At 41.5% G+C, this 25,823-nt stretch carries 21 protein-coding genes; 8 read left to right on the forward strand and 13 right to left on the reverse strand.

Going from position 1 to position 25,823, the window contains the following annotated elements:
* Window positions 1-8 precede the first annotated feature (8 nt).
* Both HH214_RS11515 and HH214_RS11520 read left to right on the forward strand, forming a co-directional pair.
* The gene (locus HH214_RS11515; RefSeq protein WP_169607799.1) at window positions 9-971 is read left to right on the forward strand and encodes a hypothetical protein; all 963 of its coding nucleotides are present in this window, start codon (window positions 9-11) and stop codon (window positions 969-971) included.
* Window positions 972-1,130: 159 nt separating this feature from the next.
* On the forward strand, window positions 1,131-1,943 hold the full coding sequence (locus HH214_RS11520; RefSeq protein ID WP_169607800.1) for a TerC family protein: 813 nt from the start codon (window positions 1,131-1,133) through the stop codon (window positions 1,941-1,943).
* A gap of 62 nt (window positions 1,944-2,005) precedes the next feature.
* Here the strand turns inward: HH214_RS11520 and HH214_RS11525 are convergent, their stop codons facing one another.
* Both HH214_RS11525 and HH214_RS11530 read right to left on the reverse strand, forming a co-directional pair.
* The gene (locus tag HH214_RS11525) at window positions 2,006-4,597 is read right to left on the reverse strand and encodes a M1 family metallopeptidase (RefSeq protein ID WP_248282081.1); all 2,592 of its coding nucleotides are present in this window, start codon (window positions 4,595-4,597) and stop codon (window positions 2,006-2,008) included.
* A gap of 343 nt (window positions 4,598-4,940) precedes the next feature.
* Window positions 4,941-6,566 (reverse strand): carboxylesterase/lipase family protein, encoded by a 1,626-nt coding sequence (locus HH214_RS11530; RefSeq protein WP_169607801.1) that lies wholly within the window; start codon window positions 6,564-6,566, stop codon window positions 4,941-4,943.
* A 234-nt stretch (window positions 6,567-6,800) separates the two neighbouring features.
* On the opposite strand from HH214_RS11530, the gene HH214_RS11535 reads away from it, so the two are divergent.
* Window positions 6,801-7,535 (forward strand): tyrosine-protein phosphatase, encoded by a 735-nt coding sequence (locus tag HH214_RS11535; protein ID WP_169607802.1) that lies wholly within the window; start codon window positions 6,801-6,803, stop codon window positions 7,533-7,535.
* Window positions 7,536-7,597: 62 nt separating this feature from the next.
* On the opposite strand, the gene HH214_RS11540 is transcribed toward HH214_RS11535, so the two are convergent.
* The 3 genes from HH214_RS11540 to HH214_RS11550 form a co-directional block, all read right to left on the reverse strand.
* Entirely contained in the window at window positions 7,598-8,668 is a 1,071-nt protein-coding gene (locus tag HH214_RS11540) for a PA0069 family radical SAM protein (protein ID WP_169607803.1), read from the reverse strand.
* A gap of 103 nt (window positions 8,669-8,771) precedes the next feature.
* Entirely contained in the window at window positions 8,772-9,971 is a 1,200-nt protein-coding gene (locus HH214_RS11545; protein WP_169607805.1) for a DUF1501 domain-containing protein, read from the reverse strand.
* Between the two features lie 118 nt (window positions 9,972-10,089).
* Window positions 10,090-11,472, reverse strand: a complete 1,383-nt coding sequence (locus HH214_RS11550) for a DUF1800 domain-containing protein (RefSeq protein WP_169607807.1) — start codon at window positions 11,470-11,472, stop codon at window positions 10,090-10,092.
* Window positions 11,473-11,761: 289 nt separating this feature from the next.
* On the opposite strand from HH214_RS11550, the gene HH214_RS11555 reads away from it, so the two are divergent.
* The 4 genes from HH214_RS11555 to ruvC all read left to right on the forward strand — a co-directional run bounded on the left by HH214_RS11555 (window position 11,762) and on the right by ruvC (window position 17,100).
* A complete protein-coding gene (locus HH214_RS11555; RefSeq protein WP_169607809.1) occupies window positions 11,762-13,675 on the forward strand; it encodes a DUF3857 domain-containing protein in 1,914 nt (637 codons plus the stop codon).
* Between the two features lie 4 nt (window positions 13,676-13,679).
* Window positions 13,680-15,626, forward strand: coding sequence for a DUF3857 domain-containing transglutaminase family protein (locus tag HH214_RS11560; protein WP_169607811.1), 1,947 nt, complete (start codon window positions 13,680-13,682; stop codon window positions 15,624-15,626).
* Between the two features lie 202 nt (window positions 15,627-15,828).
* Window positions 15,829-16,464, forward strand: coding sequence for a leucyl/phenylalanyl-tRNA--protein transferase (gene aat, locus HH214_RS11565; RefSeq protein WP_169607813.1), 636 nt, complete (start codon window positions 15,829-15,831; stop codon window positions 16,462-16,464).
* A 27-nt stretch (window positions 16,465-16,491) separates the two neighbouring features.
* On the forward strand, window positions 16,492-17,100 hold the full coding sequence (gene ruvC / locus HH214_RS11570) for a crossover junction endodeoxyribonuclease RuvC (RefSeq protein ID WP_169607815.1): 609 nt from the start codon (window positions 16,492-16,494) through the stop codon (window positions 17,098-17,100).
* 7 nt (window positions 17,101-17,107) lie between these two features.
* Here the strand turns inward: ruvC and HH214_RS11575 are convergent, their stop codons facing one another.
* The 5 genes from HH214_RS11575 to gcvH form a co-directional block, all read right to left on the reverse strand.
* On the reverse strand, window positions 17,108-17,719 hold the full coding sequence (locus HH214_RS11575) for a SprT-like domain-containing protein (protein WP_169607817.1): 612 nt from the start codon (window positions 17,717-17,719) through the stop codon (window positions 17,108-17,110).
* A gap of 34 nt (window positions 17,720-17,753) precedes the next feature.
* The gene (gene feoB / locus HH214_RS11580; protein ID WP_169607819.1) at window positions 17,754-19,868 is read right to left on the reverse strand and encodes a ferrous iron transport protein B; all 2,115 of its coding nucleotides are present in this window, start codon (window positions 19,866-19,868) and stop codon (window positions 17,754-17,756) included.
* 8 nt (window positions 19,869-19,876) lie between these two features.
* Entirely contained in the window at window positions 19,877-20,095 is a 219-nt protein-coding gene (locus HH214_RS11585; protein ID WP_169607821.1) for a FeoA family protein, read from the reverse strand.
* Window positions 20,096-20,467: 372 nt separating this feature from the next.
* The gene (locus HH214_RS11590; RefSeq protein ID WP_169607823.1) at window positions 20,468-20,785 is read right to left on the reverse strand and encodes a VanZ family protein; all 318 of its coding nucleotides are present in this window, start codon (window positions 20,783-20,785) and stop codon (window positions 20,468-20,470) included.
* A 74-nt stretch (window positions 20,786-20,859) separates the two neighbouring features.
* Window positions 20,860-21,240 (reverse strand): glycine cleavage system protein GcvH, encoded by a 381-nt coding sequence (gcvH, locus tag HH214_RS11595; RefSeq protein WP_169607826.1) that lies wholly within the window; start codon window positions 21,238-21,240, stop codon window positions 20,860-20,862.
* Window positions 21,241-21,379: 139 nt separating this feature from the next.
* Here gcvH and HH214_RS11600 point away from each other — a divergent pair, with 139 nt between their 5' ends.
* Window positions 21,380-21,967, forward strand: a complete 588-nt coding sequence (locus HH214_RS11600; RefSeq protein ID WP_169607828.1) for a DUF4142 domain-containing protein — start codon at window positions 21,380-21,382, stop codon at window positions 21,965-21,967.
* 98 nt (window positions 21,968-22,065) lie between these two features.
* On the opposite strand, the gene HH214_RS11605 is transcribed toward HH214_RS11600, so the two are convergent.
* From HH214_RS11605 to HH214_RS11615, 3 genes are all read right to left on the reverse strand, one after another.
* Entirely contained in the window at window positions 22,066-22,653 is a 588-nt protein-coding gene (locus HH214_RS11605; RefSeq protein WP_169607830.1) for a dihydrofolate reductase family protein, read from the reverse strand.
* An 8-nt stretch (window positions 22,654-22,661) separates the two neighbouring features.
* Window positions 22,662-24,050, reverse strand: a complete 1,389-nt coding sequence (locus HH214_RS11610; RefSeq protein ID WP_169607832.1) for a lactate utilization protein B — start codon at window positions 24,048-24,050, stop codon at window positions 22,662-22,664.
* 168 nt (window positions 24,051-24,218) lie between these two features.
* The gene (locus HH214_RS11615; RefSeq protein ID WP_169607834.1) at window positions 24,219-25,775 is read right to left on the reverse strand and encodes a M28 family peptidase; all 1,557 of its coding nucleotides are present in this window, start codon (window positions 25,773-25,775) and stop codon (window positions 24,219-24,221) included.
* Window positions 25,776-25,823: the final 48 nt, after the last annotated feature.

Raw genomic sequence — 25,823 nt, forward strand, 5'->3', positions numbered from 1 at the left:
TTTGAATAATGGATGAAAACCGTGCTGCGATATTAAATAACTCAAACCGCATTATCAGTAAGTTACAATTGCTTTCTGTTTTTTTCGGAGATGAGATCATTTACAAAATTTATCTGCGCAGCCAGGTTATTCATCAATTGTTCGAAAACAACGCGGAACTAGATATAAATAAGTTGGAGCTTTTTCACCTACAGTTTACCCAAACGTTGGTTGATTTGCTTCGGCAAATTAAAAAGAACAACGAAAAAAGCATTAGTTTGCTGCTGGATGAAATACAGCTAAACCGTGATCTAATCAATAAAATTCAGGCTGGCTTGTACACGCAGCAAGACTTTAAACTGGAGCAGCAACGGCAGGCACTTAAAGTGAATAATTCATTGCGCAAGCTCTATCAAGTGCTGTCTGATGATTCGGCGGAGTATCCATTCTCTAAGAATATCAATGCATTCAGCGTCCGCTTTGCACCGGATTTTTATTATGAAGTGCCGCCGCAACTCATGACCGATCTGTTGCAGTACAATGCGACTGAAACGTATAAAAATGCTTATGCTACCATTCATCGAAAGCTACTTGGGCAGTTGTGTAAATACGACTTTCGCACCAGCTTTTTTTGTGGTCTGCGAGCCGGCGATTTAGCAGTAGAAGTGTATAAATTTAACGAAACTGAACGCTATTACCTGTATGTGCCTGCCCGAAATTTGTTTTTGTTCTGCGATATGACCCAGATCAGCCATGTGGATTGGACTACCGAGCTTTCTCGGAAGGAGAAGTTTGTGCAGGAACTAACTGCAAAAAACGATCAACTGCAAAACAGCATTAATATAGTAAAATCTACCATCCCAGCAGAAATTAAGAGCCTGCTGGTAGAAAATTATAATAAGTTGAATGATATGAATTTTCTAAAGCAGATCAGCGATGTAGATGTACAAGCCAATATGCTCAAAGCTATGCTAAATACGAATATGCTGTAAGTGAATATAGCTATGGTGTTTTTCTTGCCATCGTCTATGTCCTCATAAACAGCTATTTAAGTTTTAAATATTAAATGCGTTCCTGCAATTTTCTATTTATCAAACACAACTTTAAAATTTCTTATATTTTTACGGGTAAAGATTAACCCACCCCTTATTATGGATTTATTGCATACCCTATTAGGTAATGATATTAAAGCCGGCTTGCTGGTCATACTCAACCTAATTGTAATTGAAAGTTTATTATCAGTAGATAATGCTGCCGTACTGGCTACTATGGTGCTCGATTTACCTAAAGAGCAACGTAATAGAGCTTTGCGTTATGGCATTATTGGCGCTTATGTACTACGCGGTGCCTGTTTGTTTTTAGCGGCATGGCTGGTTAAAATATGGTGGCTAAAACCCTTAGGCGGTTTGTACTTATTATACCTGGCTTTTGATTATTTTAAAGGTAAAGCCAGCGAGGGTGATGAAGATGAGTCGGTAGATAAAAACGAAAGCTGGATTTATAAATCAACTGTAGGATTGATCGGTACTTTCTGGGCTACTGTAGCTTTGGTTGAGGTAATGGATATTGCTTTTTCTATTGATAACGTATTTGCAGCCGTAGCCTTTACCGACCATGTGTTTTTAATTTACACAGGTGTGTTTATAGGTATATTGGCTATGCGTTTTGTAGCTCAGGCCTTTGTGAAGCTGATGGAAAAATTTACTTTTTTGGAAACCATTGCCTTTATTGTAATTGGCGTATTGGGCATCAAATTGTCGGCTTCCTTATACACGCACTTCTATCCACACACAGCCGCTACCGAAATATTGGATGGCGAAAAGACCGATATTTTTGTATCAGCCTTTACCGTAGCCATTTTTATTTTGCCGGTATTAAGCTCTTTGCTATTTAACTTCCCACGTAAAAGAATACAAAAGCCTGAAGTGGCTGAGCAGGCTGAAAAAGTATTAGATAAAAGCTAAGCGTATTGAAAACAATAAAAAAGAAGGTCATGATTGTTAAAACTCATGACCTTTTTTTAGCTCTAATTATTCAGCAACTTCTGCGCCCTGAATAAGTTATCGGCAGCCTGCAATAGCTTATCGCGCAACTTGGGGTTATAATCAGGATGAGTTTGTAAAAAGCTGCGTACTACTTGTGCCGCCTGTTGATCTTGGTAATTGCTGAAAATAGCGCCCAACCATGATTGTGGGAAAAACACATCCCCAGTTCGTTGTATTTCTTCCAGCAGGTTTAAGCTTTCTGGTAAATACTTCTCAGAGGTGCTTTGCCGTAGCGGATGGTGCAGGTAACCTAAAGCAGCTACGACCCAAGCTTCCTTGGCTCGGTTTTGCCGTTGTTTCAGGCTTTCAAAAAAGGCATCTCGTTCCTGTACGTTCAAGGATAGAGCAGGCATTAAAAACGCCAAGCGTTTTTTACGATCCTGATTGGTAATGCGGTTTTCTTGTCGTTGTAAAATATGCGTAACCGTATCGCTTTTTAGTGCTAATGACAAGGCTAGAGAAGTGTAATCATCTTCTGCCAGTTTCACCCCTTCGGGAGCTTGCTGGTGTTGCCAAATGTTATACAGGTTTTGACGAGCCTCAACACTTACAAATACATTCTGGTAAGCTCCAAATAGTATTTTTTTGTTGTTGGCTGCAGTTTGCTGCTGCATAGCGCTCCATAAAGCATGTTCCAGTTTAACTAACTGTGCTTGCCGATCGGCTGGACGGATGAACTCCCAGTAAATGGTACCTAAATAACCCGTTAGCAGGCGTAGGTTCATTTCATCTTTTTCCTGCGTTATGCCTTGGGTAAACAAGGTTAATAGTTCTGTTGGTTTAAAGTAGCGTCCAGCCAGCATGTTTTCATAAGCAGCTATATAAGCCGTTGCCCTTTGTAGTGGATTTGGCAAACCGTACAACTGACTTATTATGTTTTTATCTGTTGGAAACAATCCATAACCCATACCATCCGAGTTAAACAAAATGAAGTTAGGTTTAGCCATGCCTGAAGCAGTGGTTAAACTTACCTGCGCCCCCGTCATGTTAACCGGAATAGTTTGATGATGATCAGCGTAAAACAGGGTAACTGTAAATGCCTGCGGCCATATACGCGGTTGCCCGGTTTCAGGATGTTGGGTAATGGTTAAGCGACTAATTTTATCACCTGCATAAATAAAGTCATAATCAAATACAGGCCGGCCAGGCTGGTTTACCCAAACTCTATTCCATTCATATAAATCCGTTTGGGAGTGGCGGTTTAAAATAGTAATCAGGTCGTTCCAGGTCGCATTTTGATAAGCGTACTTTTTCAAGTATTCTTGTATGCCTTGCTGAAAATTATCTTTACCCATCAGCCTTTCCAATTGCCGCATCATGATAGGGGCTTTGTGGTAGATGATGTTACCATACAAAGAACCTGCATCCTGCAAATTATCCAGTTGCTGACGGATCGGGTTAGCACCTTCCGTACGGTCAACACCATAAGCTGTAGGATAATGGTCTTGCAAAAACTTCAGGTTAAAAGTTTCTGTACCCATCAGCTTTTCGGTTATCTTATCGGCCATGAAATTGGCGAATACCTCTTTCATCCATACATCATTAAACCATTGCATCGTCACTAAATCGCCAAACCACATGTGTGCGGTTTCGTGCGAGATTAGATTAGAACGGGCAATTAGCCGGTCTTTAGTAGCACCATCATCCAAAAACAAGCTGGATGACTGATACTGCACCTCGCCCGGATGTTCCATGCCGCCAAACTGAAAATCGGGAATAGCCACAAAGCCTACTTTCTGAAACGGAAACGGGATATTAGTCCATTGTTCCAGAAAAGCAATAGCATCCTGATGCGCTTTAAATACCGAATCAACACTCAGCTTAATCTTTTTAGGATCGTTCTCCCGATATAAGAACTCAGCCTGCCGATGGCCAATAGTTTGTGCTACATCACTGTACTTACCCGCCGTAAAGGAGAATAAGTAAGTACTCAATTTATCAGAGTTGTTGAAATGGTAAACTGTTTGTGCACCTTGGGTTACCGAGTCTTTCTTGGTACCATTAGCCAAAACCCTCCAGCCTGTTGGCACACGTAATGTAAGCAGAAAGCGGGCTTTCAGGTCGGGCTGGTCAAAGCAGGGAAATACGGTTCGGGCACGATCGGGTACAAACAGGGCATACAAGTAATCGTCGTTACGGTTCAGAGAAGCATTACCAGCTGTAAACTGGATAGCTATTTGGTTTTGTCCTGCATGCAAATACTGCTGACGAATCAGCAAGTGTTCAGCCTGTAACTCAACAGGAACTGATTTGCCATTAACAGTAACGTTCTTTACATAATCGGGACTTTGTTTAAAATCTAATTGTAGAGGTTGGTTAAAGGGCTTTGCATTGAAGCTGATGCTTTCTGTAGCTGCAATGGCTTGGCTTTTTTCGGCAGGTATAATAAAATCAAGCGTGTATTGAATATCGCTGATTACCGAATGCCGGTACACTGCCAATGGGTAAGAAACGCCAGGTTCAACCGTAACAAATTTGCCTATTTGCTGGGCATGGCTCAAGCTACTCAGACCTATAAATAATAGGGTTTGGAAAAATGTCTTTACTGTACTTTTCATTGAAAGTTTAAGCATTGTCGTAGTAATATTATAGCTCCATGACCCATATGTAGCATTACTAACCCTGCTGCCTATGCCAGCCAAAGTTAACTCGCTTGGCTGTGTATCACTAGCAACAATTTTGGTACGATTAGCTGTTATGAACATCTTATTTAATAATAAGGTGTTAAACTATAAATAATGCTGCAAATCGAAGAGTTTACTAGCCAAACTATTTGGACTTCGGATGATAAAATCGGACTAGCAAAATGAATTTCAAATAGTACAATTCAAAATAGTTATAAACAGGCAGGCCCAATTTATGCTGCCGGTTGAGCAGCTATAAATTGGGCCTACATAGCTCTATAGAACCATTAGCTTATTTTCTATATTCCTGATCTAAAAACAAATAGCGGTTGCGGGTATGATCTGGTTCAAGGCGGCTGGTTACATTGATGTTCATCAACTTTATGCTACTGCCCTTAGTGTTAGGTTGCCACTGTGGTAAGCCTTTACCATTAGGGTTGCCGGTTTTAATAAAATTGGCAAAGTAATTTTCCATCGTGGCCGATACTTTATAATCATCGGCAGTCCAGGCATAAACTTTATTGGTAGCCAAGTTACCTAAAGCAAACTCAATTTCTGAAGCGTGGGAAGCACCGGTGAAGGTAGCCAGTGTTGGTTTAGGCGCAGTGTTATTGTTTTTGATTACTCCACCAGCTAAACCTGCTGTAGCATTACCCATTTCAGGCCGCATGGCTGGTCGGGGCTTTGAAAACAAATAACGATAAACCGGTTTGCCACTGGTTTCGCTTTGCAAATCAGTCCACTTCCAGGTACTGTAAACAATAAAGCGGTCACTGGCCAGTTCAGTAGCCGATTTTAAAACTTCTTCGGTAGTATTACCGGGATATAGTTTCAACAACTCATCCGCATGCTCAGGATACAGCTGTTTGATTTTTTGCGCATAATTTTCGGGTGTTGGCGTGGCTCCTTGCAGTACGGCCATATAGTTAATTTCGGCCGAGTTCCAGCCTGCCAGCAGAGGTACATGCGCCTGTTCGCCAGCCGCGAAAATATCAACCGGGGCTTTAGGTAAGAAATAGTTATCAATAGCCGCAGCAACTGCAAATGCACCGGGTTGAGAGGCTGCATCCAATAGCTGATCGGCTGGTATGGTCCGCAACTCAGCAATGGTTTTAGCATTTACTTTTCCGGCGAAAGCTACACCTCTATTTTCGGCATCAGTTAGTGAAATAGCTGGAAGGGTGGGCTTAATCATCGCACCGCTTTCACCGATTGCACCTGCAATCAAATCTCTGGATAGAGGAGAGGCCATTTGTGCAAAAACAGAAATGGAACCGGCAGACTCGCCACCGATGGTAATTTTATCTGCATCGCCACCAAAAGCGGCAATGTTTTGCTTTACCCAGCGTAGAGCCGCATTTTGGTCCAGCAAGCCGTAATTTCCTGAGGCATGGTAAGATGATTCTTTGGTTAGTTCAGGGTGAGCTAAAAAGCCAAATACGCCTAAGCGGTAATTTACCGTAACAGTTACTATGCCTTTACGGGCCAAACTGGCACCATCATAACGCGGCTCCGAACCATCGCCGGCTACAAAGCCGCCCCCGTAAAAGTACACCAGTACTGGCAACTTTTCATTGCCCGATTGAGCCGGTGTCCAAACGTTCAAGTATAGGCAGTCTTCATTAATGCCCGGCGCACGGAAGTTCATATCGCCAAACACATTCTTTTGCATGGCGCTAGGGCCAAAATGATCGGCTTTGCGTATGCCAGTCCAGTTTTTTACCGGCTGTGGCGCTACCCAGCGCAGTGGCCCAATTGGTGATTGTGCAAAAGGGACACCTTCAAAAATAGTCAGACCAGTATCGGCAACGCCTTCCAGCACTCCATTGGCTGTTTGCACCTTCTGGGTAGTGCGTATTTGTGCAAAGGTTATATTTGCTGTTAGCAAAGCCAGCAACATTAAATTTAGTTTTTTCATAAAGTAGGTTGTATAATTAAAGCCTGAAATTAGATAAAATATTCAGACCTATGCTACTGTAAATCTTGAAAAGCATTTGGTTTTAGGTGAGCCGGCACGTAGATAATGGTATAATTACTGCTAAGTAAAGCGTTAGAGGGAACTATGTTGGTGGTTAAGACCGTAAATGCCCGTATTGGTTGTTTTGTAAGCAGTTAAAACTTTTAGCTTAGAAATAAGCTTATTCAGTACGTCATGTTTGGATGGTTTAAAAAAAATAAAGAGGCAGAACCTTTGCCCAATTACGATTTCGTTTCGGTAGATATACACTCGCATGTTTTGCCTGGAATTGATGATGGCGCAGCTACCGTGGGAGATTCTATGCTGCTAATTGAGCGCATGGTAGCTATGGGTATCAAAAAAGTGATAGCCACACCTCATATTATGGCTGATTATTTCCGGAACAATGCTGAAACTATTGGCAATGCTTTGCAGGTGCTTAAAGAACATGTTGCCCCAGTATATTCAGACTTGATTATTGAAGCCGCTGCCGAACATTACTTTGATGAGCACTTTTTAGATTTGATTGAAACCGATCAGCTGATGCTGATGAAGAATAAATATGTGCTGTTTGAATTTTCGTTCACCAACCGGCCACCTAGCGTAGTACCTATTTTGCAGAAAATAACAGGTAAAGGCTTAACACCTATATTGGCACATCCTGAACGATACCCGTATTTGACTCTGGCTGAAGTAGTAGAAATGCGAGAATGGGGCTGCCTGATTCAGTTAAATACCATTTCATTAACTGGCTATTACGGCAAACAGGTTCGCCAAAGTGCAGAGAAGTTGGTCGATGCGGGGCTGATTGATTTCATCTCCAGCGATATGCATCACCTGAAGCATGCAGACGCTTTACAGCAAGCCTTAAAATTGCCGTATGTAAAGATGCTTTCCGAACGTGATTTAATGAACAAACAATTGCTGTAAACAGTAGAAGCAGTTACGTTTGATCTTAAGGCTTATCACTAATGCAATCTGCAATCTATAGTTTAAAATAGGGTGGTTTGCCGCCCTGTTTTTGGTGTGAAAAGTGACAAATTGTAAGCTGGCATTTCGCGCCCTGCTAAAAAGCGTTTATGAGCGATATAATACAATTGATGTATCGATTCAGCTATTTGACCATCACCTACCATGCGGCGTCCAAATTCGCTATCGTTTAGCTGACCATCATGACATTCGCGTATCTGGTTCAATACTTTTTCAGCCCGATCCGGAAAGGTTTTTTGCAGCCAATCGGTAAATAGTTCGGCAATGCTTCCATTCAGGCGCACCATGGTAAAGCCCGAATCAACAGCACCCCGGTTAGCGGCAGCTTTAATAATGTCGGGTATCTCATTACTGTTGAGTCCCGGAATAATAGGCGCAGTCATTACCCGTACCGGTATACCCTTTTCTGAAAGCTTTTGTATAGTAGTTAACCGGCCAATGGAAGTAACGGTACGTGGTTCCAGTTTTTGCCGTAACTGTTCATCCAGCGTAGTGATAGATATATTCACGTGAACCAAGTTCATCTTGGCCAGTTCTGTCAGAATATCTATATCGCGCAGTACTAAGTTGTTTTTGGTGATGATGCTAACCGGATGACGGTACTGTAAAAACAGCTTCAGCATTTTGCGGGTGAGTTCCAGCTCACGTTCTACCGGCTGGTAACAATCAGTATTGCCCGATAATACAATAGGTTCGGGTTTGTATTTGCGCTTGTTAAAATACGCTTCCAATAGTTCAGGCGCATTGCGCTTAACAATAATTTTTCGCTCAAAATCTAACCCAGCACTAAAGCCATAATATTCATGGCTATTACGGGCATAGCAATACACGCAGCCATGTTCACAGCCCTGATAGGGGTTAATGGAATCGGTATGGGCTATATCCGGGCTTTTACTTTTGCTAACAATATTGCGCGGCGTTTCTTCAAAAAAACGGGTTTTGCCGTTTTGCAGCAAAGGTTCGTCCAGCGCTTCAATATGCTGTGCTACATACTGATTCTTCAGGTATTTGTTATGCGTATTTACCTGCGCTCCCCGTCCTTTGAAAAAATCCTGATTCGCCTCAAATGCCATACAACAAATTTGCTAAATAATTTAGTAGGATGCTAAGGCAAAAAAATAATTTTACAATTGTACCCTGGGCTACACTAAAGAGCCGCAACGCAACTTGGCAACATCATATGAAATTCAGACTTGAAAAATTTTGATTCAGTATCTGGCTGTTATTCACATTCAGCCATTTATCTAGCATTGTGGCATATACATTTCGAAAATCAATCTGATATTTTAAATCGCCGTTTTCCAAATTGGTTAAATCTGGAGCATCGTTATAAAACCCTGCTTTGGCCAGTTTTCCACCAAAAACAAATACGTTGTTAGCTGTACCGTGGTCGGTGCCGTTACTGGCATTTTGCTCTACACGGCGGCCAAATTCAGAAAAAGTCATCACCAGCGTATCATCCAGTTTTCCGGTTTGCTTCAAGTCTTTTATAAAAGCAGCTACAGCATCGGCATAAATTTTTAGCTGGCGGCCTTGCTGGTTTTGCTGATTAGTATGTGTATCAAACCCACTAAGCGATACATAATACACGCGGGTTTGCAAACCGGCATTAATAAACTTAGATACCGTTTTGAGCTGATTGGCAAACCCAGTACTCGGGTATTCAGCAGTAACCTTGTAAGTTTTAGAGGTATTCTGAATATAATCTGCCGAAGAGTAGGTTTCAATCATGGTTTTGTACAAATAACCTAAGTTGTCTTCGTTCAGGTGCTCGTTGTTGGGTTGGTGCACTAAATCCTTAAAGAAAGGTTCGCGCGTGGTTTGCAGCAGTTTGTTAGGGTCCTGCACAGCAATACCTTTCATTTGGGTGCCTTTCATGGCTAATGATAAAGTATCATCTACCTCAATAGCGGTGTAAGGGTTTGGACAACTTTGGCAATTAGCATCCAGGTAGCGGCCTACCCATCCGGTAGATAAAAACTGGTCGGCATTGCTGGCAGTTTGCCAAATATCCATCGACCGGAAATGCGAACGATCGGGATTGGGGTAGCCAACTGAATTAATAATGCTCATCCAACCCTGGTCATAAATTTCCTGCAAAGCCGCCAGGTTAGGGTTTAAGCCTTGTATATCGTTAAGCTTTACGATAACGGTGTTAGCAATGGCTAGCGTTTTGCGCTTTTGATAGTAAATGTCATTACCGTGAGGCACTATGGTATTCAGCCCATCATTACCACCCGAAAGCTGAATGATAACTAAGTTTTTATAACCCGTTAGCTCCGGCTTAGCCATTGCCTCAAAAGGCTTTAAGAATGAAGGTATTAAAAATGCACCCGATGCAAGGCTGCTACTTTTTATAAAAGCTCTTCTTTTCATATGCAAAGGTGTTTATGAAGGATGGATTGGTAAATAGTAAATAGTAATTTGTGGATAGAAAATCTCAATCATTCACTATTCACTTGCTGACTACTCACCCTATCATTCAATGCTTATATTAACATAACTGATATTCGGGTGTAGAAACCAGTTGAATTACCAACGTTTTAATATCTGGTGCATTATTAACCTCAGTAGTTACCCGAGCGTTCAATGGCGGTTCTAACAATAAACTAGCTATTTCCAAATGTGGGAACTGTAAAGGTATTTCCTGCAAAAAACGATTCCAGTCTGGTTGCGCCTGTACGCGGTTAATTACATTAAACTGTTGTTTTCGCTGTGAAGCTAAATAAGCTTCGTCATCAGGTGTAGCCTTGCCGGTAAAATCAATAACGCCGGCATTGAGTATGGTTGATGGTATTTTGATGCGATACATCAAGGATGAACTATCAATCCAATTACGGCCACCTGGCCAGCCTGCTACATTGGGTGGTTTAAATAACACCTGCCCCAGCGTGCGTTGAAATTGCAACAAGACATCCAAGTTATCATACCGGATACCAAACTGTCGGTTTAAACCTACCAGCAACTCCACCGGCGATTTAATCAGGTTGCCAATATTCTGCGGTTCGTAAAACCAATCTGAAGTAAATACCAGTTCCAGCAAAGATTTAATTTCATAGCCTGAGCTGTAAAATAAATCAGCCATCTGCGCAATATGGGTGTCGTTTGGTGTTTCGTTTACCAGATAGCAGTACAGCTTAGTGCTGATAAAAATAGCTGTTTGCTTATTTTGCAGAATAATATTGATGATATCTTCGCCACAAAAATCGGCTGTTTGGCCCATAAAAGTTTTGGTTCGGTTATCATGTGTACCTGTCCGAAAGCCATATTCGCCGGTTTTGCCATTGAAAGCCCAACCCGTAAAGGCCCGTGCCGATTCTTTAATATCTTCCTCCGTATAATGGCCTCTACCTAAGGTAAACAGTTCCATCAGCTCCCGGGCAAAGTTCTCGTTAGGGTGGGCTTTAACATTTTGTTGATTGTTTAAAAACTGCAGCATAGCCGGCGTTTGTGATACTTCTAGTAGTAGCGTCTTGAAATTGCCTAAAGCATGAGTGCGTTGCACATTATTCAATTGCTGTTGGTAGTAAGCATTACCAATGTTGCAGGCAAAATGGTTGTGCCAAAACAAGGTCATCTTTTCGCGCAACTGATCCGTTGTGGTGCTAAGTTGCTGCATCCATGCCTTATTCAATGTTCTTTCCTGCTGGTTGCGCTTCTCCTGAAAAGCCCTGCGCTGATCTTCTGTTAAATCGGCTCTGGATTGTAAGTCCAGATTCTCTGTCAAAACATTTAAGGGCACAATGGGCTCAGAAACTGCAAAAAGCTTTTTAACCGCCTTTTTAACCGACCAGTTCTTACGCTGCAACAACTCGCCCATTGCTATGCCGAAGCCTCCCCGTGCATACAAATGTTTAATTTGCCTGGCGTTGTTCATCTGGAACCCTCCTTTCGGTAATTACTATCAGACGTAAATAATCATCAATGGTTTATTGGAGTTTAACTTTTGATATAAAAAAATGCTATAGATTAAAATTAGTTGCTAATTAGTTATGTGTTTTTCTATGAGGTTATTGTTTTGGAGTAACGAAAATTATACAAAAAAGTGCGCAGTTGTGAGATGAAATGTTACTATTTTTATAGCACAGTAAACCTGTCACATGAATAAAATATATACTTTAGTACTCCTGCTGGTGGCAGCTGCAACACCAGTGTGAGCTCAAGATTTGGTAGCACTTACTACACAGCCTTATGGTAAAATTGACAAAGCTGATTTAGCACTTACTGAATGCTCTTTTGAAAAGGGAGCTAATGCTATGGTTTTATTTGATAAAGGCGATATTTATTATGATAATGACTTCAACATTATTGTAGAACACCATAAACGGATCAAAATCTTTAACGAAGCTGGTAAAAAGCAGGCTGATATACGCCTAGAGTATTATGGGGGTAACCGTTTTGAATATATTACTGATTTGCAAGGTGAAATTTTCAACCTGAACAATGGTAATATAGAAAACACCAAATTGGATAAGAAACAACTATATACTCAGGTAGTTGATAAAAATAAAATGGCTATAGTGTTTTCATTTGCTAATGTAAAACCCGGATCTGTTATTGAATATAAGTACAGGCAAACTATTAATTCATTCTACGCCATTCCAATCTGGTACTTTCAAGAAGAAATTCCTGTACGGTATAGCGAATTAAAAACATCTATACCTGAAATGCTGGTGTTTACCAAACAGCAGCGCGTGTATAGCCCATTAACTAAGTACATTACTTCAACTGAATCGCGCAGTATTGGTGGTGGCTCTAACCCATATCAATTTATTGAAAATGTAGAAATCCGGGCAACGGCTAATGTACACTCTTTAACGGAAGAGCCTTACATGCGTTCGGCTGCTGATAACAGGCAGAGCCTGCATTTTCAGCTTACTCATGTTATGCCGCAAGGAGGTTTTACTCAAAGTTATTCAGATAGCTGGGATAAAGTAGGAGGTATTTTAGCTGATGATGAAGATTTTGGCCTGCAATTAAGGCACAAGCTGCAAAATGAAGAAGCTATCGTGAGCAAAGCCAAAGCTTTAAAAACGAATGAAGAAAAAATAGCTTATGTATTCAATGAAGTAAAAAATGATGTAAAGTGGAATGGTTCGGATGACTGGTACACCAATGAAGGTACAGCCAAAGCTTGGGAGAAAAAAACAGGTAACTCAGCCGAAGTAAACCTTATTCTGTATCATTTACTTAAACAATCGGGCGTAAAGGCTTATCCAATGGTCGTAAGTACACGATCGCACGGGGCGGTGAATCCGGCTTTTACATTTTTGTACCAGTTTAACCGTGCAGTAGTATATATACCTGTTGATAGTATTAAGCATTATGTTTTAGATGCAACTAATAAATACAATAGTTATCGTGAGGTGCCTGATAACCTGTTAAACTCAGCAGGCCTTTACATTGATAAAGAAAACAAAAAATATAACATGGTATTTCTGCAACGCAGTGAACCAGCTAAGCAGGCAATTTATGTAAACGCTGAAATTAGCCCAGAAGGTAAAATGACCGGCATTGCGCAAATAAGTAATTCCAGCTACAACCGATATCATAATATTGAGCGTTACAAAACTGATGGTGAGAAAAAGTATATTGATAACCTACGCAATAATGACAATAATTTCAGCATTACATCACTCAAAATGTTGAATATGGAGGTTGACAGCTTGCCTTTAAACCAGGATGTTAATTTTAGTTTAGATATTTCAGGCAGTGATAAGGATTACATGTATTTCAAGCCTGACTTGTTCAGCGGTTTGCGTACTAACCCATTTATCAGTGAAACACGTGCCTGTGATATCGATTTTGGTTACTGCAATGATTATGCTATTGCTGCTACTTATAAAGTGCCGGCTGGTTATAAAGTAGATGCTTTACCCAAAAGCATCAGTATTGTAATGCCCAATCAGAGTATTGTATTCAGGCGGGTAATGGCCGAGGAGGATGGTGTGATTAGTGTTCGTTATATAGTTAATTATAAAAAATCACAGTTTTTTAAAGAAGATTACCCCGATTTCCGTGCCTTTAACAAAAAGATGCACGAATTGCTAGATGAACAGATTGTGTTAAAGAAGTCATAATCTTATGAAGATTAAAAATAAGGTGCATGGCTTGGTTTATACTTTGGCTATTCTATTGCTCTTAAGCGGCGCTACACATGCACAAGATAAAAGCATTTCCAAAGAATTGTATCAGGCTACTGGTATTCCTGATTGCTTAAAGCAGGATGCTCATGCTGTAATACGTTATACTATAAACGAGGTAACAGTACTAGCGCCTGGTAAAACTGTTACCAAGCATCATAGCTTAGTTACTGTGCTGGATGAAAAAGGTGATAGTAATGGTACGCTGGTATTGGGATACGATAAAAAGTTCAGGAGTGTAAACAGCATGCAAATGCTGGTTTATGATGCTGAAGGCAAACTGCTGAAAAAGTACAACAAAAGTGATGCTTATGATGGTTCAGCTACCGATGGTGTATCTATTGTTACGGATGCCCGCTTTTTAGGTATTCGTCATGAAATTAGTACTTACCCTACAACTATTGAAGTGATTTATGAAACCAGCACGAACAGCTATTTGGATTTATCAGAATGGCAGATACAACCTAAAGAAACGGCTGTTCAAAACTCAGTTTATAAAATCACGGTAAATTCTAATGCAGGCTTTCGATACAAAAATAAAAATACCAGCTTAATACCACAAAAGCAGTTGGTAGATGGTATGGACGTTTACACATGGCAGGTAAATAACTTAAAGGCTGTAAATACTGAAGATGATGTGCCTGCATGGCGAGTTACACCACGCATAACTTTTGCTACCAATGGATTTTCTTACGATGGTTTGCCCGGTGATATTAGTTCATGGCAAAATTATGGCAAGTGGTACCAAAAATTAAATGCTGATGTTTGTACGTTAAGTCCGCAACGCGAAGCTGAGGTCAAACAAATGGTTGCTAACCTGAAAACCGATCAGGAGAAAGCACGCTTTTTGTACAGCTATCTGCAACAAAATGTCCGTTATGTAAGTGTTCAATTAGGAATCGGAGGTTTAAAGCCTTTTTCGGCTACCTTTGTAGATCAGAAAAAGTATGGTGACTGTAAAGCGCTGGTGAACTATATGTATGCTATGTTAAAGGCGGCTGGTATCCGATCACATTACGCTATTGTAAATGCCGGTACAAACGAAGAACCCGCTGACCCTTCTTTTCCGGCCGATCCGTTTAATCATATTATTTTATGTGTTCCGTTTAAGGGAGATACCACTTGGCTGGAGTGTACCAGTAACACACAGCCTTATGGTAAACTGGGTACTTTTACTGAAAACCGTAATGCCTTGTTAATTACCGAAAATGGCGGTCAACTGGTAAATACTCCACGTAGTACAGCTAATGATAACCAGTTTAACAGCCAGGTACACCTAACGCTTGATGCAGATGGCGGCGCTAAAGCCCAGGTTAAAATTTTAAGTACTGGTGAGTATCGTAACTTGTTTGTGGCTGGTTTTCCGGAACTTAATCAGGAAAAGCAAAAAGAGTATTTGATACGTGCTTATAACTTCAAGCAACCTACCGAATTTAACTTTAAACAATCAGCAGATAGTGCCGGAGTAAAAGAGGTAGATATTGATGTAGATTATGATAGTTTCTGCGATGTATCGGCTAGCAATAAGAAGTTTTATCGTCCTTATGTATTTGATTTATGGCGCTTAACTCTTCCGCCCGTCGATAAGCGTAAAGCTGACTACTACTTTGATCATCCAATGCAAAAAACTTGTACTACGGTGATTGATTTACCAGCAGGTTTTGAAGCAGAATCTGTACCGGCCGATGTGAAACTAAAATTTAGTTATGGCAACTACGAAGCAAGCTATAAGTACGATGCTGTTAAAAACGAAGTAATAAGCACGGTAAAATTCCTGCTAAATCAACATGTAATTCCAGCAGCCCGTTATACCGAAATGCAGCAGTATATGGATAATATAGCCAGAGCGCAGGGTAAAAAACTAATTATTCATCGTAAGGCGGTCTAGGCTATTAGTAAGAAAAGAAATTTATTAAATAATGATTTAACATAGGGAATTCTAAACAGAGTTCCCTATGTTATATAAAGTCATCGTGAATAGAGCAATCTTGCTTGGAAGGCATAGGCTCTTTAATATGAACACCTGTAAATAAATGTTCTTGTGTCCTTCGGTTATCTAAAGCTCTCTTGCTTCGCTTACCTTTACACGCATGATTTTTCGGTTAGACGAACGCCTGATTTTTCCTAATCCTGAACTGGCCGAACCAGACGGACTGCTGGCTGTAGGGGGCGATTTATCAGCAAACCGGTTGATGCTGGCTTACCGGCATGGTATTTTCCCGTGGTATAGTGATGAAACGCCTATTTTATGGTATTCGCCTCACGAACGCTTTGTACTGTACCCTGATGAGGTGAAAATTAGTAAAAGTATGCGGCAGGTACTGCGGTCAGCGAGGTTTACCGTAACCGTAAACCAAAGCTTTGCACAGGTTATTGAAGCTTGCTCGGCTGTGCCGCGTGATGGTCAGGATGGTACCTGGATTACAGAAGACATGAAGCAAGCTTATATTACATTGCACCAGTTAGGATATGCACACTCTTACGAAGTTTGGACTGGCAAGGAACTGGTAGGCGGTTTATATGGGGTGCAGGTAGGCCGGGTGTTTTGTGGCGAGAGCATGTTCAGCAAGCAGAGTAATGCTTCAAAAGCAGCTTTAATTACAGTATGCCAAAGCGGACTTTATGATTTAATAGATTGCCAATTGCATACCGAATATTTGGAAAGTATGGGATCCCGGCACATCAGCCGGCAAACTTATATGCAGGTGCTGGAAGCTAATGCCTGATGGAAAAAGCGTACCTTTGTTTATAGCATGATACAACAGCCGGTAAAGGAAAGGATAATACTGGGTATTGACCCCGGTACAGCAGTGATGGGATACGGTTTGATTAAAGAAACAGGTACGAAGCTGGAACTAATCAGTTTGGGCGTGGTTAAGATACCCGGTGGCACCGAAGATCACATGCTGAAACTGCAGCGTATATTTGAAAAAACCATTGCGCTGATTGATAATTACCACCCCGATACTTTGGCTATTGAAGCACCCTTCTATGGTAAAAATATACAGGTAATGTTGAAGTTGGGCCGGGCACAGGGTACAGCTATTGCCGCAGCTTTATCTCGTAATATTCCGGTAAATGAATATTCGCCACGTAAAATTAAGCAGGCCATTACCGGTAACGGTAATGCTACTAAAGAGCAGGTAGCCGCCATGTTGCAACGTTTGCTCAACTTTCAGGAAACCCCCGAATTTCTGGATGCCACTGATGGTTTGGCTGTAGCCGTTTGCCACAGCTTTCAAAAAATCACGACTGGTCGGGGCAGCAAAATCACCTACTCGGGTTGGGAGTCTTTTGTAAAAGAGAATACTAAACGGGTAGCCTCACCTTTAAAAATCAAAAAGCCTTCGGGTAGTAGTTAGTAGCTGGTTAATCTTTAATCCATTCTACTTCGGCCACCGGACTAAATAAGTAAATTCTTTTTGTACTTACTTCAGTGCACCTGAAACGCTTGCGTAGCTGTTCGCCTTTGCGAAATACACGGCCATCTTTCAACTTGAATAATACATTAAGCGGAAGTTTCTCGACAGTAGTAACCGATTCTTTTACTACGTCGTAGGCCCGCAGAGTACGATATAAGTTTAAATCAGAACAACTAGACGCACCCGGGTTATTCAGGTAAGCTGTAATCGCATGGGTAATATCAGGCGGGAAAACGTTTTTCTCGAAAAAAGGCTGCATCATGGCTTTGAAGTTCAATTTCCATTCGTTGCCATGTGGCCTTACTTTATGCTGATGCTGGTTCCAGGTATGCAGGTGTGCAAACTCGTGCACGGTAGTCACCAAAAAAGCATAAGGGTTTAAATTATGGTTTACCGATATACGATGCCCTTTGCCCTGAAACGGTGGCCGGTAATCGCCAAACTTACTGTTACGGCTACGCGATATTTTAAACTCGCACTTAAAATAATCAATCCACCGGCTAATTAATGGGGCTGCATCAGGCGGCAGGTACTTCTCTAAAACTTTGGTTTTATCCACAAAAATCCTCTGGCCAAAGATACGCGTGAGCTGCTTACTTTAGCAATTGATATGTAATAAAGCTTACCAAATAGGCTAGTACAGTCATATACGCAAATTGTGCAGCAGGCCAGCGCCAGTTCTTGGTTTCACGATAAACTACTGCTACAGTGCTGGCACACTGCATAGCAAAAGCGTAAAACATCATGAGTGAAACGGCTACTGCCAACGTAAACACCGGCTGACCTGTGGTAGTATTGCGGGCATTATGCATTTTTTGTTCTACCGATTGTATCTGGTCAGCATCGCCATCTACGCTGTAAATAGTAGCCATGGTGCCTACAAATACTTCACGTGCCGCAAACGAGGTTATGAGAGCAATGCCTATTTTCCAGTCAAAGCCCAATGGACGTATAACAGGTTCAATCACATGCCCCAAATGCCCGGCATAAGAGTTTTCCAGCTTTTCGGAAGCTATGGCATGTTGCACATCAGCCGGTTTCATGTTCTGGGTGTATTGAGGCTGCTGGTATTTGGCCTCAATTTGCTGAAATTGGTTCCCCGGTCCGTAAGAGGCTAGTACCCATAAAATAATAGATACAGCAATAATTACCTTGCCAGCTTCCAGTACGAAGGTTTTAGCCCGCTCAAACATGCTTAAAAACACGTTATTCCAACGAGGCATACGATATACCGGCAGTTCCATAATAAAGTAACCACGCTCTCGAGCTTTCAATATGTATTTCATTACCCAAGCCACTACAATGGCTGATACCAGGCTGAGTACGTACATCCCGGTTAAGGCTAACCCTTGCATGTTAAAAATCCACCACACATTGCGGTTAGGTACCACCAGCGCAATCAATAAAGTATAAACTGGCAACCGTGCAGAACAGGTAACCAAGGGCGTTACCATAATAGTAATCATGCGGTCTTTCCAGTTCTCGATAGTACGGGTACTCATGATAGATGGCACAGCACAGGCGAAACCACCAATTAGCGGAACAACCGATTTGCCGTTCAAACCCACCTTGCGCATCAACTTATCCATCATGAAGGTAACACGAGCCATATAGCCAGTATCTTCCAATATGGAAATGAAAGCAAATAGAATAGCAATCTGAGGTATAAACACCATGACACCACTTAGGCCTGCCACAATACCATCCGCTAATAAATCAGTTAATGGCCCAGTGGGTAAAGTGCTGTGTAGGGTACTTTGTATCCATATAAACAGGTTCTCGATCAGTTCCATAGGTAAGGCCGACCACGAGAAAATAGCCTGAAACATGAATAACAAAATAGCAAAGAAAAAAACAAAGCCAAATACCCGGTGTGTTAAAAATCTATCAATCCGGTTACTCAAGGTTTCTTCCTGAGCGTTTTCTTTTTTCTTAACCGTATCGTACAGTAAATCGTTGATGAAGTTATAGCGGGCTATAGTTTCGGTAGCCTGCGCCTTTTGCGAATGAAAGCTGAATTTTTGCTCCAGCTCCTCAATGCGGTTACTTTCATCAGTTGATAAAAAGGTCAGTGTTTCATGCTGATGGGCCAGTTGCAGGGCATAATAAGGGTTATCCACCTGCATTTCTTCGCCTATGCTGCTGATTAATTGAGGAGCTATAGCTTCAATATCAATTGTATCTTGTTGCAGTGCAAACTGATTGGCGTAAGAAATTTGTGTTTTCAGCTGATCAATACCCTCATTGCGGCGGGCTGATATAGGTACTACAGGTACACCCAGCTTTTTGGAAAAAGCATTTACGTTAATCTCTATACCATCTTTGCGGGCCATATCCATCATGTTCAAGGCCACAATAACAGGTATTTTCAAATCAGCTACCTGTGTATATAAAAGTAGATTTCGCTTCAGGTTGGAAGCATCCAGAATGATGACCACTAAATCGGGCTTCAAAGCCGCATCACGGTTAGCTAATACTGAAAATACAATAGATTCGTCCCGGCTTTTGGGATACAAGCTGTAAGTACCCGGCAAGTCGATAATTTCAGCACGACGGCCGTCAGGAAGGGTACAATAACCGGTTTTTTTATCAACGGTTACACCCGGAAAATTTCCAATTTTTTGATTAAGCCCGGTAAGAAGGTTAAATAGGGTTGATTTACCGGTGTTGGGGTTTCCTACAAGCGCAACTTTAATCTCAGCCTTCAATGGATAAACTATTGTAAAATAATAGTCGAAGCTTCACGCTTGCGTAGGCTCAGCATGTAGCCGGAAACATTAATGGCTATTGGGTCGCCCAGTGGGGCTACGCGTTCTACCTTAATCTCTTCACCCGGCAAGCATCCCATCTCCATCAGTTTTACCGACATTTCCAGATCAGTAAATTCCTTGATAACCCCTTTTTTTCCTACTTGCAGTTGCGATAACTTTTTCATAATCAAGAGCACAAACGTAGTTCTTATTTATATCAATTCCAAATAAATACAGTGTGGATGATAGAATATGTTTGTGGTAGTGTTAATTTAAAGTAAACTTCTTTATCATAGCAGTAGTATGCTGTTTGCCTATAACCTATAATGAACATGGGCGCAGCCAAGACTGATAAGGATAACTAGCATAGGAATGAACTTAGGCATTCAAATTTTCCATAAAAATTATCTTACCTTTTGTTTACAGAAGCTTACACAGCATTATGTATAGGAGCAGAACGGCCAGAAACTTTTCCGAAATGCGGGCATTTGCAGCCTTTCCTAAAAATACCGCAGGAAGAAACAGTTGCCATTAAGGCAATAATTAAGGTTGCGTGTTTAATTCTTTTCATATCGCGTAGCAGAAAAAACAGTTACCAATATAGCAAAAACAGCCATAGCTGCACCTGTACTGTCGGCAAATAAATCGCCCCAGTCGCCATCACGCCAGGTGAAAATAAATTTTTGCATAATTTCAATCATCGCACCAAAACCGATGGAGATAACAACTATGCTGATGGCATTTAAAATAGTTTGTGCACCCTTTCTGCGGATAACACCATTACAAGCTAAAGTAGCAAATACGAAAAAGAAACCGCAATGTACCAGCTTATCAAAGCCTGGAAAAAAGAGAGAGGAGTGTGTTTCTGCACTCATGTGCATAAAGCACATTACTAAAACAAATAAAGCCCACAATATAGTGAGCTTTTGATATCTGAAAAAATCTTGCATTAAGCGCCTATTAGTAATTGGTAATCGTCGGCCGATAATAAGCTATCTACCTCAGTTGGGTCGGTTAAGGTAATTTTAACCATCCAGCCATCACCATAAGGATCAGTATTTACCAGCTCCGGTTGGCTATCCAGCATGGCGTTAACTTCCTGCACGGTAGCAGTTACCGGCATAAACAAGTCTGATACTGTTTTAACAGCTTCAACTGTACCAAATACATCTTCTTGGCTTACCTCCTGCCCTATAGTGTTGATATCGACATAAACGATATCACCTAATTCGCGCTGGGCAAATTCAGTAATGCCTATATAGGCTTCAGTTCCTTCAACCCTGATCCATTCGTGATCTTTCGTGTATTTTAAATTGGCCGGAAAATTCATACAGTTATATGTTTGGTCCAAAAATAATAAATCCTAAGCGTTTAACAATAATCGTTTACCAGAAATACACCAAGATAGGTGATCTGTAAAACTTTAATGGCCTTTTTACTGTTATGAGGTGAATTAAACATTTACTACTATGAAAAAATTAAGTTTCGTTTGTATGATGGCTTTATCAGCCTGTATGTTTCAGGCTTGTAAAGGTCCGAGCAATGATAGCACTGCCAATGCCGATAGTGCTAACCACACTAAAGATACCTCAACCAACGCTTTAAACACTGGTGGTATTGCTGTAGCAGAAGATGATTCAAAGTTTGCAGTTGATGCAGCTAATGGCGGTATGGCAGAAGTTGAACTGGCTAAAGTAGCACAAGCTAAAGCTACCAACCCTCAAGTTAAAAGCTTTGCTGATATGATGATTAAAGATCATACTAAAGCTAATGATGAATTAATGGCTTTAGCTAAAACCAAAAATATTACACTGCCAACTACTTTAGGTAATGATGAGCAAAAAGTAATGACTGATCTGAACCAGAAAAAAGGAGCTGATTTTGATAAAGCTTATGTAAGCGACATGGTTGACGATCACAAGAAAGACGTTGATCTGTTTGAGAAAGCTTCTAAAGACAGTAAAGATGCTGATTTAAAAGCCTTTGCTACTAAAACGTTGCCAGTGTTGAAAATGCACCTGCAAACTATTGAAGGCATTCAAAAAAGCATGAAATAAAATAAAAGCAAATTTTTGCTTAAAATAAACGAGGCAGGCTGTTCAAACAGTCTGCCTCGTTTTCGTTTTATATATTTTCTATTGATTATGCTGGCATATTACAGCCCTAAGCTGCTTTTTAACTCTGAATCTGTAAAGTCATTTTGCAGAAGTGAGTAGTCAAATTCAGGTTTGGGCACATACCGGAGCTGAACAAGACCACTAGGGTAAGTTTGGGTATCGGTAAGCATTAAATTAAGACGATCTTGTACGGCCTGAAACAATGGTTTGCCGCCGCCTAATACAACCGGATGTATGGAAAGCCAAAATTCACTAACAAGTTTGTGTTCTAAAAATGATGATAACAAGGTAGCTCCGCCAAAAAGCCAAATATTATCGCCGGGCTGTGATAGTATAGCTTTTACCTCATCAATAAAGTTGGCACTATTGATAAGGCTAACGTTGGATAGTTCTAGATCGGCAGTTAACGTGTCAGAAAATACAACTATTTTCATGCCCGGAAAGCTTTGCTCCTCTAGCCCGGCAATCAGTTCATAACTTTTGCGGCCCATGAAAATGGTGTCAACAGTGCTAAAAAAGTCAGACATGCCATAATCCTCATCGGTGAAACACCAATCGTATTCACCATTTGGGCCTTCAATATAGCCATCTAGGCTCACGGCCAGGTTCAATATTACTTTTCTCATGTTAATGTTTAATCTTCGGGTTGGCTTTTCTGCTCGGCCCAACGTTGTGCAAAAGATTTTTCAGCCACCTGTGGCAATTCACGGCGTTGCCCCCACGAATCTTTAAAAAAGGTTTTCAAAAAGAAGTTTTTAATGCCTGTGCCTAAAAAGTCGGTCAATTTGCGGCTTTGCATTACGCGTTTCCAGGCCGTCCAGCCCCATACTTCTTTTTTAGGAACCAGGTTCTCCTTTACTGCATCGCGCCTGTTAAGAAGCAACATTTTATGCAGATCAATTTTTACCGGACAAACCTCGGTACAGGCCCCGCAAAGAGTTGAAGCGTAACTGAGGTGTTTAAACTCATCCATACCTTGCGTGTGTGGGGTGATTACAGAACCAATAGGGCCATTGTAAGTGGTGTTGTAAACGGCCCCACCAATGGTTTGATATACTGGGCATACGTTTAAACAAGCTCCGCACTGAATGCAGTACAAGCCTTGTCGCTGTTCTTTTTGCGCCAGTAGGTTGGTGCGCCCGTTATCCAGCAAGATAATGTACATCTCATCGGGCCCATCAGTTTCGGTTGCCCGTCGCGGACCGCTGATGATGGTGTTATAACGCATTAGCCCCTGCCCGGTACTGTGTGTAGCCAGCATGGGCCAAAATAAATCTAGGTCGGTTAATGAGGGAACCAGTTTTTCAATACCTGCTATAGCGATATGTATTTTGGGGAAACTGGTAGTTAAGCGGGCGTCGCCTTCATTTTCACTTAAGGCTATGCTGCCCGTATCTGTTATTAAAAAATCAGCGCCCGTAATGCCTACATCGGCCTGTATAAATTTATTGCGAAGCAACTCGCGGGCTTTTTTTGTAATTTGTTCTGGTGTAGCTTGGGCTGGTAAGCCAAAGCGTTCATGAAATAGTTGGGCAATGGTTTCGGCAGAAAGGTGCATGCCTGGTTTAACCAAGTGTGTGGGTTTCTGCCCTAATAAATCTACTATAAACTCACCAATGTTAGCCGACAGTAGTTCTACTTGTTCATTTTGTAATGCCGGCTTTAAATCAATCTCGCTGGTAACAATATTTCTCGATTGGATGACTGTTTTAGCGTCAACACGTTGTATGATGTTGAGTATTTCTTGCCGGGCTTCTTCTGCATCGTTAGCCCATATTACTTTGCCGCCCCGCCGCTGAAAATTGGCTTCAAACTCTGGTAACAACTTATCCAGGTTTTCTATGGCCCGCCATTTAATAACGTGCGCTTTGCGCTTGGCCGTTGCCAAATTAGCTAGTTGATAAGTGCCCAGCCCAATAGCATTTTCCTGAGTTTGCAGATTCTCCTGCAACACATCCCGTTTAGGCAAATTAAACGCCTGTGCGGCTGATTCAGCGGAAAACTTTTCGGCAGTGCTGCTCATAAGGGCGAAGATAGTATTTTTAGTATTTAATCAATAGTTGATGTGCTGTTATGGCTTTATTGGAGCAGGTTTATAAATAATAAAATACAAAAACACCCATTATTAACCCTGTTTTAACAATTAAAGGTTGGTAATGGGTGTTTTTGTAGCAGGAGCGGTTTTGTTCAACTACCGGCTGCTAGGCATGTCGTTGGTTACATCAACAGCCGGGCGGATATCGCGGTTAGCTAAATCCCAGCCGGTAAAAAATACCAGTTGCGCACGTTTTACCAGCAAAGGGAAGTCAATCTTGCTTACTTCGTCGCTTACACGGTGGTAATCTTCATGTACTCCATCAAAATAGAATACAATAGGTACGTTGTGCTTAGCAAAGTTATAATGATCTGAACGGTAGTAAATGCGCTCAGGATCTTTCGGGTCATTGTACTTGTAATCAATTGCTAGGTTGGTATAGGTGTTATTTGCATTTTCACTGACTTTATGCAGCGTAGTACTCAATTTATCAGAACCAATCAGGTAGCAATAATCTGGCGAATCTTTGTGTGCCGGGTCGCGACGACCAATCATGTCAATATTTAAGTCGGTAACGGTATTAGCCAGTGGGAACACCGGGTGTTCAGAATAGTATTCAGAACCTAGTAAGCCTTTTTCTTCACCTACGTTGCCTAAAAATAGTAAGGTACGGCGTGGGCCTTTACCATCTTTTTTGGCTTGGGCGAAAGCACGAGCAATTTCCAGAATACCAGTAGTTCCTGAACCATCATCGTCAGCACCGTTGTTAATGCGGTCGCCAGGAGTACCTTCAGGTAACATGCCTATATGGTCATAATGCGCTGAAAACACCAGCACTTCGTCTTTTAATTTCGGGTCTGAACCTGGCATGTAAGCCACAATATCTACCGCTTTGGCATCTTTTACCTCCGTAGCATAATCAGCACTAACATCAGCTTTAATAGTTTGAGCGGTAGTGGTTTCGGCTGAAGCCGCTTTTAATTGCTCAAAAGTTTTACCGCTGCTTTTCAGTAACTGATCAGCAACTGCAGGAGTAATCGTTAACATTAGCGGCCTTGCCATACCTTGGCGTGGCGCTGATGCGGTCTCCTCATTCCGTTTTAAAGCCAAACGTTCGCTTACTTTACCTGTCATGCCTGGGCGTACATTACCCACCAGTAAAATCAAAGCGGGGTTTTTGCTACGTAAAGCCTGGCTGCCAAAGTTAGCGCGTTGCCGTGGATCGGCTGTTGTTTGTGTGCCGGGTTTAGGTTCGCCAATAATCAATACTACTTTGCCGGTTAAATCGGCATTGGTTACTTCGGCCTCAGTACCATAGCCGGCAAATACTACTTCATTTGCTTTAATAGTTTTAGTACCTGAACCGCCCATGGCTACATAATCTTTACCATAAGCCAGTTCGTGGCCATTCACCATAAACGACTTAAAGGTAAACGCGGTATTAGTTAATGGAACATCTAAAAAGTAAGAACCCTTATTAGCAGGCAGTAAACCAATCTTTTTATACTCGCCGGCTAAATAGTTAGCTGCACGATCAGCACCGGGTTTGCCAGTCTCGCGGCCTTCCATGGCATCAGAGGCTATTACGCTTAACTGCTTTTTGGCATCTTCGGCCGTAATTACCTGCGCATATTTAACCGCCGTAGCGTTTTTTTGCGCAAAAGCACCCACGGCAGCTGTTAAGGCCGCAGTGCACAATAAAGTTTTTTTCATGTTCAGGAGATACATATTAACAAAAGGCTGAAAGGTAGAAAAATTTGA

Origin of the sequence: Mucilaginibacter robiniae, assembly GCF_012849215.1 — a bacterium.
Classification (GTDB): Bacteria; Bacteroidota; Bacteroidia; order Sphingobacteriales; family Sphingobacteriaceae; genus Mucilaginibacter; species Mucilaginibacter robiniae.

Coding starts and splice junctions, on each gene's coding strand:
- HH214_RS11615 (WP_169607834.1), bottom strand. CDS start 25,775: ATGAAAAAAACTTTATTGTGCACTGCGGCCTTAACAGCTGCCGTGGGT.
- HH214_RS11515 (WP_169607799.1), top strand. CDS start 9: ATGGATGAAAACCGTGCTGCGATATTAAATAACTCAAACCGCATTATC.
- HH214_RS11605 (WP_169607830.1), bottom strand. CDS start 22,653: ATGAGAAAAGTAATATTGAACCTGGCCGTGAGCCTAGATGGCTATATT.
- HH214_RS11520 (WP_169607800.1), top strand. CDS start 1,131: ATGGATTTATTGCATACCCTATTAGGTAATGATATTAAAGCCGGCTTG.
- ruvC (WP_169607815.1), top strand. CDS start 16,492: ATGATACAACAGCCGGTAAAGGAAAGGATAATACTGGGTATTGACCCC.
- gcvH (WP_169607826.1), bottom strand. CDS start 21,240: ATGAATTTTCCGGCCAATTTAAAATACACGAAAGATCACGAATGGATC.
- HH214_RS11585 (WP_169607821.1), bottom strand. CDS start 20,095: ATGAAAAAGTTATCGCAACTGCAAGTAGGAAAAAAAGGGGTTATCAAG.
- HH214_RS11545 (WP_169607805.1), bottom strand. CDS start 9,971: ATGAAAAGAAGAGCTTTTATAAAAAGTAGCAGCCTTGCATCGGGTGCA.
- HH214_RS11590 (WP_169607823.1), bottom strand. CDS start 20,785: ATGAGTGCAGAAACACACTCCTCTCTCTTTTTTCCAGGCTTTGATAAG.
- HH214_RS11530 (WP_169607801.1), bottom strand. CDS start 6,566: ATGAAAAAACTAAATTTAATGTTGCTGGCTTTGCTAACAGCAAATATA.
- HH214_RS11560 (WP_169607811.1), top strand. CDS start 13,680: ATGAAGATTAAAAATAAGGTGCATGGCTTGGTTTATACTTTGGCTATT.
- HH214_RS11540 (WP_169607803.1), bottom strand. CDS start 8,668: ATGGCATTTGAGGCGAATCAGGATTTTTTCAAAGGACGGGGAGCGCAG.
- HH214_RS11550 (WP_169607807.1), bottom strand. CDS start 11,472: ATGAACAACGCCAGGCAAATTAAACATTTGTATGCACGGGGAGGCTTC.
- HH214_RS11535 (WP_169607802.1), top strand. CDS start 6,801: ATGTTTGGATGGTTTAAAAAAAATAAAGAGGCAGAACCTTTGCCCAAT.
- HH214_RS11525 (WP_248282081.1), bottom strand. CDS start 4,597: ATGCTTAAACTTTCAATGAAAAGTACAGTAAAGACATTTTTCCAAACC.
- aat (WP_169607813.1), top strand. CDS start 15,829: ATGATTTTTCGGTTAGACGAACGCCTGATTTTTCCTAATCCTGAACTG.
- HH214_RS11600 (WP_169607828.1), top strand. CDS start 21,380: ATGAAAAAATTAAGTTTCGTTTGTATGATGGCTTTATCAGCCTGTATG.
- HH214_RS11610 (WP_169607832.1), bottom strand. CDS start 24,050: ATGAGCAGCACTGCCGAAAAGTTTTCCGCTGAATCAGCCGCACAGGCG.